The organism is Rhodococcus sp. WMMA185 (assembly GCF_001767395.1).
Taxonomy (GTDB): domain Bacteria; phylum Actinomycetota; class Actinomycetes; order Mycobacteriales; family Mycobacteriaceae; genus Rhodococcus_F.
In genome coordinates, this window is record NZ_CP017014.1 from 4,430,808 (window position 1) to 4,444,448 (window position 13,641).

11 protein-coding genes and 2 pseudogenes are annotated in these 13,641 nt (G+C 62.5%); 6 read left to right on the plus strand and 7 right to left on the minus strand.

The features are described 5' to 3' along the window. Nucleotides 1-90: 90 nt before the first annotated feature. Both BFN03_RS19895 and BFN03_RS19900 read right to left on the minus strand, forming a co-directional pair. Entirely contained in the window at nt 91-945 is an 855-nt protein-coding gene (locus BFN03_RS19895) for an LLM class F420-dependent oxidoreductase (RefSeq protein WP_070377278.1), read from the minus strand. Nucleotides 946-996: 51 nt separating this feature from the next. Continuing rightward, complete coding sequence (locus tag BFN03_RS19900) at nt 997-1,317, minus strand: GYD domain-containing protein (protein ID WP_070377279.1); 321 nt, start codon at nt 1,315-1,317, stop codon at nt 997-999. An 84-nt stretch (nt 1,318-1,401) separates the two neighbouring features. Here BFN03_RS19900 and BFN03_RS19905 point away from each other — a divergent pair, with 84 nt between their 5' ends. Both BFN03_RS19905 and BFN03_RS19910 read left to right on the plus strand, forming a co-directional pair. Further along, complete coding sequence (locus BFN03_RS19905; RefSeq protein WP_070377280.1) at nt 1,402-2,217, plus strand: DUF72 domain-containing protein; 816 nt, start codon at nt 1,402-1,404, stop codon at nt 2,215-2,217. A gap of 64 nt (nt 2,218-2,281) precedes the next feature. After that, nucleotides 2,282-2,767 carry a hypothetical protein gene (locus BFN03_RS19910; RefSeq protein WP_070380467.1) on the plus strand — a complete coding sequence of 162 codons (486 nt, stop codon included), beginning with the start codon at nt 2,282-2,284 and terminating at the stop codon, nt 2,765-2,767. Nucleotides 2,768-2,801: 34 nt separating this feature from the next. Here BFN03_RS19910 and BFN03_RS19915 read toward each other — a convergent pair whose 3' ends face one another. Beyond that, entirely contained in the window at nt 2,802-3,230 is a 429-nt protein-coding gene (locus tag BFN03_RS19915) for an ester cyclase (protein WP_157109532.1), read from the minus strand. Nucleotides 3,231-3,494: 264 nt separating this feature from the next. On the opposite strand from BFN03_RS19915, the gene BFN03_RS19920 reads away from it, so the two are divergent. The 3 genes from BFN03_RS19920 (at nt 3,495) to BFN03_RS19930 (ending at nt 6,982) form a co-directional block, all read left to right on the plus strand. Beyond that, nucleotides 3,495-4,160 carry a SanA/YdcF family protein gene (locus BFN03_RS19920; RefSeq protein ID WP_070377282.1) on the plus strand — a complete coding sequence of 222 codons (666 nt, stop codon included), beginning with the start codon at nt 3,495-3,497 and terminating at the stop codon, nt 4,158-4,160. A 69-nt stretch (nt 4,161-4,229) separates the two neighbouring features. Continuing rightward, nucleotides 4,230-5,330 (plus strand): VIT1/CCC1 transporter family protein, encoded by a 1,101-nt coding sequence (locus BFN03_RS19925; RefSeq protein ID WP_070380468.1) that lies wholly within the window; start codon nt 4,230-4,232, stop codon nt 5,328-5,330. A 179-nt stretch (nt 5,331-5,509) separates the two neighbouring features. Beyond that, nucleotides 5,510-6,982, plus strand: coding sequence for a DUF4185 domain-containing protein (locus tag BFN03_RS19930; protein WP_070377283.1), 1,473 nt, complete (start codon nt 5,510-5,512; stop codon nt 6,980-6,982). A gap of 119 nt (nt 6,983-7,101) precedes the next feature. Here BFN03_RS19930 and BFN03_RS19935 read toward each other — a convergent pair whose 3' ends face one another. From BFN03_RS19935 to shbA, 3 genes and pseudogenes are all read right to left on the minus strand, one after another. Beyond that, nucleotides 7,102-8,757 (minus strand): FAD-binding dehydrogenase, encoded by a 1,656-nt coding sequence (locus BFN03_RS19935; protein ID WP_070377284.1) that lies wholly within the window; start codon nt 8,755-8,757, stop codon nt 7,102-7,104. Further along, nucleotides 8,754-9,463 (minus strand): annotated as a pseudogene (locus BFN03_RS19940) (TetR/AcrR family transcriptional regulator). Before BFN03_RS19940 ends, BFN03_RS19935 begins: the two are co-directional and overlap by 4 nt. A 43-nt stretch (nt 9,464-9,506) precedes the next feature. Continuing rightward, a complete protein-coding gene (gene shbA, locus BFN03_RS19945; RefSeq protein WP_084385436.1) occupies nt 9,507-10,193 on the minus strand; it encodes an RNA polymerase sigma factor ShbA in 687 nt (228 codons plus the stop codon). 171 nt (nt 10,194-10,364) lie between these two features. Between shbA and BFN03_RS19950 the strand changes: the two are divergent. Then, nucleotides 10,365-11,553, plus strand: a pseudogene (locus tag BFN03_RS19950) (AAA family ATPase). Between the two features lie 475 nt (nt 11,554-12,028). Here the strand turns inward: BFN03_RS19950 and BFN03_RS20355 are convergent. Next, nucleotides 12,029-12,298, minus strand: coding sequence for a transposase (locus BFN03_RS20355; protein WP_084385713.1), 270 nt, complete (start codon nt 12,296-12,298; stop codon nt 12,029-12,031). Nucleotides 12,299-13,641: the final 1,343 nt, after the last annotated feature.

Here is a 13,641-nt window from a genome sequence, read left to right on the forward strand (position 1 = left end):
TGTGCGAAAGTGGGTTCGGGACGCCGATGCCCCAGCGGGCTCAACGCTGGGGATCCACCGTTCTGATGAGATTGCTCAATGCAGCGAAACTCAGATTCCCAGCGCGCCGGCCAGCTCCCGCAAATCAGCAACAGGATCGTCGGCTATGGGGAGTACCTGAATGGCTACGTGATCGGCTCCAGCATCGAGGTGTTCCCGCAGTCGCCCGGCCACATATTCGGTGTCACCGTGCGCGACGAGGGCGTCGATCAGGTCGTCACTGCCGCCGCCGGCGATCTGTTCGTCGGTGTAGCCGAGTCGCTTCAGGTTGCTCACGTAGTTGCGTAGGTGCAGGTACGGGTTCTCGACCGCATCGCGGCCGATCGGACGCGCGCGGCTGGCATCGGTGTCGAGAACTACCTTGTGCTCGGGCGCGAGAACCGGCCCCGGCCCCAGGAGTTCACGGGCCTCACGGGTGTGCTGCGGGGTGGTGAGGTAGGGGTGGGCGCCGGCCGAACGCGCCGCCGAGAGGGCGAGAACCTTGGGTCCGAGTGCGGCAAGGACACGTCTACTCTTCGGCACACCTGCGCCGTCGAGCACGTCAAGGTATTCGACCAGCGCGGAGTACGGTTTGCTGTAGTTCAGGCCGGGTTGTTCCGGGTGGCCGACGCCCACGCCGAGGAGGAATCTCCCCGGGTGGCGCGACTCGAGCCGATGGAACGAGTCCGCGATCTGCTGGGCGGGGGCGGTCCAGATATTCGTAATACCGGTTGCGACGGTGATGGACGAGGTCGCGTCCAGAAGTTTCTCGGCGACCTCCAGGTCTGCCGGCGGAGACCCGCCGATCCAGACCGCTCCGTAGCCGGCGTCCTCGATCGCCTTCCCGACATCGGGTTGCAGTCCAGCAGCGTGACGCCAGATGCCGAATTGTCCGAGCTGGGGGGTTTCTTCTGTGGTTTGCGTCATGTGACGTGCACTCTTCCCTTCGTCCTCATGGATTCCCCCCGAGGGTGTTTGTCAGGTGCCGGGTGGCCTGTACTCGGCTTCGCGTCGTACTGCCTCATCGACTTGCTCGGGCGTCAGCAGAAGCACGGATTCGGATCTCGCCGCACCGGACGCGGCGGTGCGGATTCCGAGTGTTGCGGCGGCGACTTCGTCCGGTACCTGTCCGATCACGAACAAGTCCTTGCCGCCGAGCGCGAAATAGCAGGATTCGACCGTGCCCCCGACGCTTTCGACCATCCTCGTGATCTCCTGGCGTCTCGCGGTTCCACCTTCGGCCAGCAAACCCTGAGCGCCTTCGTGCGAGTACGTGACCTGCCAGAGATATCTCGGCATCGGTGCCTCCTCGATTGTGGGGACATTCTCATGGTTCTCCGCAGAGCGGTCACATGCAATAGCTACCGGCGATAAGGTCATGAGATGGCGAAGGCCAGGGTGGGCATCTCGGGCTGGACGTACCCCGGTTGGCGCGGTGACTTCTACCCGGAGGGTCTGGCTCACCGCAAGGAGTTGGCCTATGCGGCGGGGCGATTGACCACCATCGAGATCAACGGATCGTTCTACGCGCTGCAGAAGCCGGCGAGCTACGCGAAGTGGCATGACGAGACGCCGGACGATTTCGTGTTCGCGGTCAAGGGGAGCCGCTATATCACCCATATGAAACGGCTCGCCGACGTCGAGGCCGCCTTGCCGAACTTCTTCGCGTCGGGTGTTCTGGCACTCGGACCGAAACTCGGCCCGTTCCTGTGGCAACTGCCGCCGACATTGGAATTCGACGAAGCGAGGGTGAGTCGGTTTCTCGAACGGTTGCCCCGCACAACCGATGTCCTCGCGCGGTTGGCCCGCGAACACGATGACAAGCTTCGAGACGGCAGTGCGCTCACCGAGTGCGACGCGAGTCGCCCCGTCCGGCACGCTGTCGAGGTCCGGCATCGCAGCTTCGACTCACCTGAGGCGGTCGAACTTCTGCGCGCCCACGACGTGGCGTTCGTCGTCGCGGACACCGCCGGCCGATACCCGCTGGTAAAGACGCCGACGAGCGACTTCGTGTACGTACGCCTGCACGGCGACGCGGAGCTGTACGCCAGCGGCTACAGCGACGATGCACTGGACCGGTGGGCCGACGACATCCGCGCATGGACCGATTCCGGACTCGACGTGTTCGTGTACTTCGACAACGACGTGAAGGGATACGCTCCATTCGATGCCCAGCGGATGAGCGCCCGGTTGGCATGAGTTGTCGCGGGCACATGGCACAGTGGCCGTGCATCATGTGCGCGACGAAATGAGACGGGACGAGATGAGAAAAGCCAGCGTATGGCCCGCCCAGTGGCCGACGATTCCGCGGGAGATCGCGGAGGCCGTAGACGCTGCTGTCGGGGCAGCGGTCTCCTCGAATGTCGCCGCGTTCTTCGAGGCAACCGAGGATCTCGCCGCGTTGCCGGCCGAGCGGGTGCGGGTCGTGCTGGCCGCGATCGTTCGCGAGATTCTCGAGACGATGCATCCTGACGGGCTCACGGGTGAGGACGTGCAAGAAGTGCTCGCCCACGCGGTGGGGGTGGCGCGCACGTGGATGCCCGATGTCGATGTCGCGTCGTTCGTCGCCGTCCTCACCGGCGCACTCGGCGTCGCGGAAGCGGACGAATCCGATCTACCGACATCTGCTGTACCGTCGGCGATCCTGTTGATCGCCGACCTTGTGTCGAGCGCGCAGGTGTCCGTACACGACTACGTTCGTCGCGCGCTCGACGAGGTTGCGCGGGCCGAGATCGTTGAAATGCCTTGAGGTGAAGGGATTTGGAGTGTCTCTCCTCTAGGGATCAGCCGCCGTCGGAAGTGAGCCCGAGGCCTTCGAGGAAGCTGTACTTGTCCCAATCGACCCAGGTCTCGACGAGCTTGCCGTCTTCGTACCGACCCGTGTCGACCCCGGTCCAAGTACTTGTCTTGCCAGTGGCGGGGAGGCCCTCGAATTCGCCGGTCTGCTTGGCGGTCATTCGGAATCGCGAGCAAACGTAATCCCCATCCTGAACCTGTAGCAGGATCTCGAGTTTCACGTCTGAGAACGCCTCGTGGAATTGCGCTAGCAGATCCCTCCATTCGGACAGCGACTTGGTCGACGTGCCACCCGCGGCGTCGGGCATCTGATGGTTGATGTAGTTCTCGGCCAAATAGTCGTCCGGGCCGTGCGGGGTATTGTCACCCCAGAGTTCGAGGAAGTGCTTCGAAGTCGATTTGTGATCAGTAGCCATGCTGACCTCCTGTGTGGCGAGCAGAGTCTCCACATTTCAGACTGCAATAGTTCACGGCAATTCGCTAGAGGACATCGGGTAACGGAATGACAATTCACCGAATCGCATTGGACAACGGAGACGGACAGCAGCTTCTCTTGCGGACACCAGCGTCTCGAATAGTTCCTCTGTCGGCTTTCCGAAATTAGTTGCTGCGGAGTTGATTTCTACAATGTTCCGGTCGGGCAACGATTGGGCCGGATATTGCTGTGGTTGGATGATGGTATGGAACGACGGGTGATCCGCCGGCTGGTCGGTGCTGGAGCGGGATTCGTCGTCCTCGTGGGGTTCGTCGTAGCGGCCTCGGCGGTGTGGACGTCGCGCCAGGCGTCCGGCCATATCTACGACGTCGGTGCCGCACCCCGCGCACCCGTGGTGATCGTGCTCGGAACGCTGGTGCGCGACGGCAGACCCGGGGAGTACTTGACCGGTCGTCTGGACGTCGCACTGCAACTTCTCCGTGACGGTCGTGCGGAGGTAGCTCTGGTCTCGGGAGACGGGGCGGGCAGGTCGGGCGACGAGGTTGCGGCCATGACAAAGTACCTGGTCGAGAAGGGGATAGACCCGAGTCGCATCGTCGGCGATCCCTACGGTCTCGACACCTACGACACCTGCGTCCGTGCTACCCGAACGTATGGTGTCGGCAAGGCGCTGATCGTCACACAGTCGTTCCACGTGCCGCGAGCGGTGGCTCTGTGCCGAGGAGTCGGGATCGACGCCGACGGTGTAGCCGCCGGCTGCGATTGCAGCACCATCACGATGGCCCGGAATACCGTGCGCGAATGGCTAGCCCGCCCCAAAGCCATTCTCGACCTCCTGACCGGACGAGACCCCGTCGTCGTTTCCGAATCAGATGATGTGCTTGGCAATGCCCTCGACGTAGCGGGCTGACGAAGATCGGCTATTCAGGGACGGTGAAATCGGTAGGCTGCTTTCCGGACGACGAGCGGAGGCGTGATTATGGTTTCCCCGACCGATTCGGGTGCGAGACCCGACCCGACTCCCCGAGAAGTCCGGAGGTGGCGTCGCTACCTTGCGGACGAGCGCGCCGAAGCCGCGGTCTACCGGGATCTGGCGAAACGACGGTCAGGTGAGGAACGGGAGATCCTGTTAGCGCTCGCCGAAGCGGAGGGCCGGCACGAGGCCCACTGGCGCACCCTGCTTGGCGAACAGGTCGGAAAGCCTGTTCGGGGAAGCCTCCGGACCAGACTCCTCGGCGTGCTGGCCAGGCGGTTCGGCTCGGTTTTCGTGCTCGCGCTCGCCCAGCGCGCCGAAACCCGCTCGCCGTATCCAACGGACTTGGACGCCACCGATGCGATGGGAGCGGACGAACGCATCCATGAGGAAGTGGTGCGGGCGCTCGCGACGCGTGGACGCAACCGCCTCTCCGGCACCTTTCGGGCAGCCGTGTTCGGCGCCAATGACGGCCTGGTCAGCAACCTCGCCTTGATCCTCGGTATCAGTGGTAGCGGCGCTTCCAACGAGATCGTCTTGCTCACTGGACTTGCCGGGCTGCTCTCGGGGGCTCTGTCGATGGGCGCGGGCGAGTACGTATCCGTGCGGTCGCAGCGTGAGCTCCTCGAGGCATCGATGCCAGGGAAGGGGGCCCGGGAGGCAATCCCATTGCTCGATGTAGACGCCAACGAGCTCGCACTCGTCTACCGGGCGCGTGGCATGTCGGTGGCGGAAGCCGAGAAACAGGCAGCCGAAGTCTTGCGGGAAAGCGATCAGCTCGATCTCGTTTCGGAGGACGATACGGACGATGCGGTCGATGCGCATGAGGCCATTGGCACCGGCCTCGGTGCCGCTGCGGCGAGTTTCTGTTTCTTCGCATCCGGTGCAATCATCCCAGTTCTGCCGTACCTCTTCGGGATAGAAGGCACCACCGCGGTAATCGTCTCCGCAGCGTTGGTGGGCGTGGCACTGCTCTCGACCGGCGTCGTGGTGGGACTGCTGTCGGGTGCTCCGCCTATCAAGCGAGCGCTGCGCCAGCTGGCAATCGGATACGGTGCCGCCGCAGCCACCTATCTTCTGGGCATGTTGTTCGGTGCGAGTATCTGAACGATCCTCGGTTCGACGGTGTAGCCGGCAACGGGCACAGACGACGTCCGCGCCAGGCAGCCGGCAAAATTCTCGCCGAGGTTGCGCGTGGTGACCTGATGAGTGGCGCCGCGCGGTGCTACCTTCCACTCTGCGGTGGTGCCGCGCCCGAGCGGCAGGTCCAACGTAAAGGGGGCGGAATGTCGAAGCGGGTGATCGCGTCGTTCGCGGCTGTGGCGGTAGGTTCGGGTGCGATCATCTACTCGAATCAGAGCGATGCCGTGGCCGAGCCCGAGGGGCTGTGGAACGGGATGCCAGGTAGCGGACCTTGCGCCGCCGAAGTCTCGAACGAGACGGCGTCTCTCATCCCCGAGAGGCTGGAAATCCCGATTCCGTACCCGAAGATCACGACGATCCCGTATCCCGTGGAGCCCAAGGACCCCGTCCGTGTTTCCCAGGAATTGCCGGCCGACCCGTGCGCCGACCCGTGCCCTGACTTGACCGACGAGACCGCTCCGGATCCCGGGAATCTGTCTAGTGTGCTCGACATTCCGGATGTCAGCTTGAAGTTCACGCCGTTCCACCTTGGAATCCCCGTGCCGGGAGCCGATATTCAACTGCCTCCGCCACCACCCGTGGTCCACCCGGCGACTGTGGAGGCGCCGCGCAGTCCGGCGCCGCAGGCTCCGAAGATCGGCGAGGTGACTCGCGTTGCCAAGGTGACCGGGCCGGGTTCGGTCAGTCGCACAGACAAGCGCTACCAGGTGAACGGCACCGATCTCGGAATCATGTGGGAATCTGCACCTGACCAGATCGCCATTGCGTTCGGTGACACCTTCGGTAAGGGTTTCACTCCACCCGGAGGTCAGGGCGGCGACTGGCGTAGCAACGTTCTGGGGTTCAGCTCCGACCGCAACCTGGCGGATGGGATGAGCTTGGACAGTATGGTGCTGGACAGCCGCTGCCATGCGGCAGAGGTCCTGGGCAGCCGGAAGCTCGACAACGTCGAGATCACGACCATTCCGACGTCGGGATTCGCCATCGGAGACAGGCAGTACATGAGCTATATGTCGATCCGCACGTGGTACAGCATCCCTACCACGTGGTGGACGAACCACGGGGGTATCGCCTACTCGGACGACGGCGGCTCCACCTGGACGAAGGACCCGTACGCGAAGTGGGAGAACATCTTCGGCGTGACCAAGTTTCAAGTCGCGTCGATGGTGCCTGTCGGTGATTTCGTCTACATGTTCGGCACCCCCAACACGAGGCTGGGCTCGGTCGGCCTCGCCCGCGTTCCGGTCGACCAAGTCTTGAACACTTCTGCGTACCAGTACTGGCAGAACGGCAACTGGACACCGGTCGGAGGTTTCACGGAAGCGACACCGATTGTCAATGCTCCCGTCGCGGAACTATCTGTCCGCTACGACGAGGCCACGGGGAAGTGGCAGATGGCATATCTCGACACGTCGAAGCTGGCCATCGTTCTACGTGAGTCCGACTCGCCGCAGGGCGCCTGGTCCGAGGGCGCCCGGATGGTCAGCGTTACCGAGTACCCGGAGCTGTATGGCGGCTTCATCCACCCGTGGTCGACCGCCGACGATCTGTACTTCACCATCTCGACTTGGTCCGACTACAACGTCTTCCTGATGAGGGCGAGAATGGGCGACTAGCGGTCGTGGCAGCGGACTGTGGCCGATTACGGGGTAGGCGGGACACGATTGTTCGTGTCCCGCCCATCATCTCCGCAACCGGAAGCACGAGGCTGCCGGGGAGTCGTACCCGGTGCCGCCTACAGCTTGCGGGCTAGCGCGCGGCCCGCAGCCCGGCCCGAGAAGATGCAGCCACCGAGGAAGGTGCCTTCGAGTGCGCTGTATCCGTGGACGCCTCCACCACCGAACCCGGCAACTTCCCCGGCGGCGTACAGACCTTCGAAGGCGGTGCCGTCCGGCCGGATCACCTGAGAGTCGAGGTCGGTTTCGAGGCCACCAAGGGTCTTCCGGGTGAGAAGGTGCAGCCGTACCGCGATCAGTGGGCCATTCTTGGGGTCGAGCAAGGGGTGAGGGCTCACGACTCGGGTGATCTTGTCGGAAAGCAGGTTCCGCGCATTCTGGATCGCCATGATCTGGAAATCCTTGCTGTAGCTGTTGTTCACCTCACGGTCTCGGGCGACTATCTCACGCTCGATGTCCTCGTAGGCCACCGGTGCTTCCGGGGTGATTGCGTTCATGCCGTCGACAAGTTCGCGCAGGTTGTCACTGACGACGAAGTCGGCGCCGTTCTGTTTGAACGCTTCGACCGGTCCGGGCGCACCCTTCTTGATTCGTTCGGCCAGGAGCTTGAAATCGCGTCCGGTGATGTCAGGATTCTGCTCGGATCCCGACAGCGCGAACTCCTTCTCGATGATCTTCTGATCGAGGACGAACCAGGTGTGATGGTGACCGCTGCTCATGATGTGCTGAAGCGTTCCCATGGTGTCGAACCCAGGGAAGTTGGGGCTCGGCAGTCGTTTGCCGTTGCCGTCGAACCACATCGAAGACGGTCCGGGGATGATCCGGATGCCGTGGTTCGGCCAGATCGGATCCCAGTTCTCGATGCCTTCGACGTAGTGCCACATACGGTCGCGGTTCACGATGTTGCCGCCGGCGTTCTCGGTGATTTCCAGCATCCGGCCGTCGACGTGTGCCGGGACCCCTGTGAGCATGTGCTCGGGAGCCGTTCCGAGGCGGGCGGGCCAGTTCTTCTTGACCAGTTCGGGATTCCCGCCGATGCCACCCGACGTGACGACCACTGCCTGCGCAGAGAATTCGAACTCCCCGATTGGGGTGCGGGAACTCTTCACACCGCGAGCCTCGGTGGAGGGTTCGAGGACCGTGCCACGTACGCCAGTGGCGGCGCCGTCGGTCACGACGATTTCATCGACCTGATGGCGGTGCTTGAACGTGACCAGTCCCCGCTTCGATGCCGCGAGGACACGGGTGAGGAAGATGTCTACGACACCCGGACCGGTGCCCCAGGTGATGTGGAAACGGGGAACGGAATTGCCCTGCCCGAGAGCGCTGCCACGCCCACGTTCCGCCCAACCGACATTCGGCATCAGACGTAGGCCGAGGTCGTGGAGGTATTGCCGCTTCTCGCCTGCGGCGAACTCGACGTACGCCTGTGCCCACTGTCGTGGCCAGCGGTCCTCACGGTCGCGGTCGAATGCGGCGGTGCCCATCCAGTCCTGAATCGCCAGTTCGTACGAGTCCTTGATGCCCAGGCGTCGCTGTTCGGGGCTGTCGACGAGGAACAGTCCGCCGAGCGACCAGAAGGCCTGTCCGCCGAGGTTCGCCGAACTTTCCTGGTCGACGACGAGGACTTTCCGACCTGCCTGGACCAATTCGTACGTGGCGACGAGTCCTGCCAGCCCGGCTCCGACAACGATCGCATCAGCTTGTTCGGTCACGAAGACTCCTCTGTCCTGTGGTGTGTTGAGTGTTGGTGGTATCGGGTTCGGTGTATGCGGCCACGACGTGGGTGAAGAGGTCGAGGCGGAGTTCGCGTGCGGACGCGTTGTCATCCTCGATCAGGCACTGGACCGTGGTGCCGTCGTGCAGGGCCACAAGTGCCCTGCCGAGCACAGGAGGATCGCCGACGATGCGGCGCCCGAGGCGGGTAAGCGCCTTCTCGAGAATGGGCATGATGGTGTGCAAGATCGTCTCTTCACGGGCGGCGAGTGCCTTCTTGAGCGACGGATTGCGCAGAGCGTGGGCAGTGAACTCGGCGTTGATCCGGTACCAGTAATCGTCCACCGGGACGGCGTCGAGTACAAGTGCTGTGCCGGTCCGCAGCTTGTCGTCGGGGGTGAGCTGGGCGAGGGCCACGGTGGAGGAGTCGGCTGCGTCCCGGATTCGGTCGAGCATCGAATTGGAGCGTTGCTCCCACATGGCGAAGAACATCTCGTCCAGCGACGCGAAGTTGGAGTAGAACGCGCCGCGGGTGTAGCCGGCGCGTTCACAGACCTGCTCGACGGTCGACCGGCCGAATCCGTTCTCCGCGAAAACTTCGACTGCGGCGTCGAGAAGGCGCTGACGAGTACGTCCGCGTCGTTTCGTCACTCGCCGGGGTGCATCGGCGACAGGTTCGGAGGAGCTCGACGGTGATGTCGGCATAGCGCCTCCTCACGATCCGGGTTTGACGGGAACGTTCGATACGCTAGTGCATCGGATACATTCTCGTATGCTTTTTTTGATCGCTGTTCCCGGTTCGAGCGGATTCTGCTCTGACTGTGCAGCGCGGTGCTCGCGGATGATGCTGTGACGCCTCTGAGCTGATCCGGGCCCTCAGGTGGTTCAGTGCCCGGTGCTGTGCGACGCGGACGGCGCCTGGAGTGGTGCCGAGGACGCGGGCAGTCTGTTGCGCCGACATTTGCAAAACAATGCGCATGAAGAGGATCTGCTGGTGGCGGGTCGAGAGGGTTTCGACGAGCGAGCTCATGCCGCTGTGCCAATCGCCGCGTAATGCGCGGTGTTCCGGTCCGTCCTCGACACCGATCGAATCGATGGCGTGTGCGGTTGCTACGCGCGCGGTGGTGGCGGACCATCGCGCGGCGCGGCGCCGAGCGTCGCATACTTTGTGCGCCGCGATGCCGAAGATGAACGACAGCAAAGACTTTCCCTGATCCTGATATGTGGGAAGTGCGCTCACCAACGCTAGACAGACCTCCTGGGTGACGTCGTCGGCGCCGGTATTCGACCCGTCGCCGGTATCAAGTCGGGTCCTGCAGTAGCGGTACACGACGGGGTAGGCGACGCGCAGGACCTCTTCCACGGCATCCGTGTCCCCGGCCGCGGCGCGCGGCGCGAGTCGCTCCAACTCGGCTCTGACGTCCACTTCGATCATGACTTCCTCCCCGCTGGTGTGTACGTATCCAGCATCGACGGAACGTACGAGCGGTGATAGGCACCGCAGGGTGGGAATGTGCCCACTCCTTGACGAGAACTCCATAACGAGATCTAGGACACGCGCTAGATCGGCGCAGATTCTGTGACAGAGGTTGTTACCTTCATGGCCATGGATCCCGTCCGCAACCCGTATGCGCCAGGTGCCGGGCAGCGGCCGCCGGAACTCGCTGGACGAACGAGGCAACTCGACGCGTTCGACGTCGTGCTCGAGCGGATCGCGCGTGGCCGTCCTGAACGCAGTGTGATGCTCACCGGCCTACGCGGGGTCGGAAAGACGGTACTGCTCAACCATCTGCGCTCGGCGGCGATTTCGCGTCGATGGGGAACTGGGAAGATCGAGGCTCGTCCAGACCAGGAGTTGCGCAGGCCGCTGTCGTCTGCGTTGCACATGGCGGTTCGAGAGATCGCCGGTTCGCATCGCTGCCCCGACCGGGTGGAGGAGTTTCTCGGCACCCTGAAATCGTTCGCGCTGCGCGCGACGGCAGACAAAGGTATGCGGGAACGGTGGCAGCCGGGTATCGACGTACCGGCCGTGAAGGGACGCGCCGATTCCGGGGACATCGAGATCGACCTGGTGGAGTTGCTTCTCGACGCATCCTCATTGGCCCGAGACGTTGGTGTCGGGATCGCATTGTTCATCGACGAGATGCAAGATCTTGGCGCCGCCGACGTCTCGGCTATTTGCGGCGCCTGTCACGAACTCAGTCAGGACGCGGCACCGCTGATCGTGGTCGGTGCGGGCCTGCCGCATCTTCCCACCGTGCTGTCGGCCTCGAGGAGTTATTCGGAGCGGCTCTTCAGTTACCACCGCATCGACCGCCTCGACCGGTCGTCGGCCGATCGGGCTTTGATCGCGCCGGCCGATCGCGAGGACGTGAAGTTCTCCGCCGAGGCGCTCGACGCATTGTATGCGGCTGCCGACGGCTACCCGTATTTCGTTCAGGCGTATGGCAAGGCGACGTGGGATGTGGCTGCGGCGAGTCCGATCACCGAGGAGGATGTTCGAGTAGCTGCTCCGAGGGCGGAGGAAGAACTCGCGGTCGGCTTCTTCGGCTCGCGGTACGAGCGCGCCACACCCGCAGAACGCGAGTACATGCGAGCGATGGCCGATCTCTCCGCGGATGACGGGCCGGTTGCAACGGCGGCAAATCGCCTCCGAACTCGATCGCAAGCCCGCCTCGCTGTCACCCGCGCGGGATGGGTTGATCAAGAAGGGTCTGATCTATTCGGCCGAGCGTGGATCGATCGGATTCACCGTCCCGCACTTCGGTCAGTATTTGCGCGCGCAGAGCGACTAACTATGCAAGGCAGCAATTTTGGGATTGCTATAGATCATTGCGGATCTCCTCAAACAACGCAGCTGAACCGAAAATATGCAGTTTTGCAGTGTATTTAGAGGATTTTCCTGACATCAGGACCCGAACTCGAGTTCACACGCTTGCTACGGCAGTGGATCTGCACCTGGAGGCCTTCCTCTTTCCAAAGTCGATGGATCTTCTTCTTGTTCACCAACAGTCCCTCGTTCTGACGCAGATGTGCCCATGCGCCGCCGAAATCCATGCAGCGGGTGTTTCCGTGGCGTAGCGGCGAAGCCAGGCCCGCAAGTCGGCGTCGGGATCTGGTTGATCGTGCGCTGCGGGAAATCCGCCGAAACGTTGATCGGGCGAGCCCAACAGCTTTGCATGCCAATCGTTCCGAGATACTCAACGTGGAGGTCAGCATCTCGACTGCGCGGCGCTTGGCTGCTGGGCTCAGAATTTTCCCTTGGCCACCTCACGTAGTGCGTCCTTTTCCAACTCGGCTTCGGCGAGTTGGCGTTTGAGCTTGCTGTTCTGTTTCCGGAGCTGTTCGAGCTCTTTTGCGGCTTTCGGTATCTACGCCGCTGTACTGGCGTCGCCAGTTGTACAGCGTCGCTGTCGATACCTCGAGGTCGGCGGCGATCTGCTCCTGCGTCTTACCTGTAGCGGTCAGCTCGTCTGCCCGCCGCAGCTTCCGAACGATGTCCTCTGCAGAGCTCCGCTTCCGTTCAGCCATCATCTCCATCGTCCTTCCACCCCCAGTCTTGGGGGCGAGAGGACTCTAGACAAAGTGAAACAAGCGCGGAAAGTTTGCCCCCTGAGGCTGGGATCAGCGGGACTCCAAGACCGGGTGGACCAGCTGGGGGAGACACACCGCAGGTCGGGGATTAATTGGACTCTAAAACGTTGTGGAAACCGTTCATGGGAGACATGCCAAGATTCGTCAAAAAAATTGTTGACATGATTCTTGGTCGGAGTCACACTCGATGCGGTCCTCAGTCGTCTGTCCGGGTACACAGCAGGAGAAGGGGACAGGAAGATGCCAAGAAGCAGGTGCCGGTCGGCACGAGTACTTCCTTGGCATGACGAGTATGTCCGCCCCTAGCGCAGGTCTGTAAGGACAGTTGATGAATCGAGTCCATTCCTCACCAGTCGTGGCAGGAGTAATTCACTCCGCACCGGCACCTTCTCTGCAGGGGTCTTGTGCTTCCTACATGTGGCATGGGCCGATGTCGACGCTCTCCCCGGGTTGACAGCTTGCGGGTTTTCTTCGACTGAGAGGTCCCGCTAGTCCGGTCCAGCCGGCTCTGGAGCGGGCCGGCGAATGATTCGCGTCGTTTGACAGCGCGGTCGACGGGTGCTGAGCACGGGTGCGTGTGCCCGTCTCGTGGAAGTAGCACACAGTCCAGCGCCTGTGCTGCTAGACGCCCTTTGAAAGTTGGCAACGGTCGCTCAGGGTCTCGAGAACGAACGCCGAACTCTTGTCGCTTCGCAGGTCCATCGTCGGTGGGCAGCCGGGGAGTGCGCATGCCTCGATGGCTCGCGAGAAGCCGAGTTGCGATTTGGTGGGCAATGGTGGGATCAAATCAAAAGCCAATGCCTGCAACGTATTAATGTATCTACGGCGATTACGGAACCGAGGCGCATTCGCTCGCGATCTGTTCGCCGGTTCTTCCCAACGCGGTGGTTCGTCGCGTTCGCTGTAGCTGCCCGCACAGTGGCCTATGCACGCCTCTTTCATCCCGGCATCTTGTTCATCGAGTTGCCCGACCTCACTCGGCAGGTAGTGAGGCTCTAGTTTTCATCCTGACTCGTCAATGGGGACAGGATAGTTCGGATCAACGACGCCGAACTGATAGTGCGGCCGCCACTCTCACCGACTGGTCTCATGTCGCTTGCTCTTCCTCCTCGTCGCACGAACTGATTCTAGAGTTCGAGTTCGAACTCGCGTTCACCTTTGGCGCTGAACATGATTCGCTATGTTCTCGCACGTCATCGGCAGATTTGCGAATAGTGCTTGGCGTTTCAACTACTGTGAGTTGCGGAATTTATTGCGGCGGTTGACAAGTGGGATACGTCCAAATACTG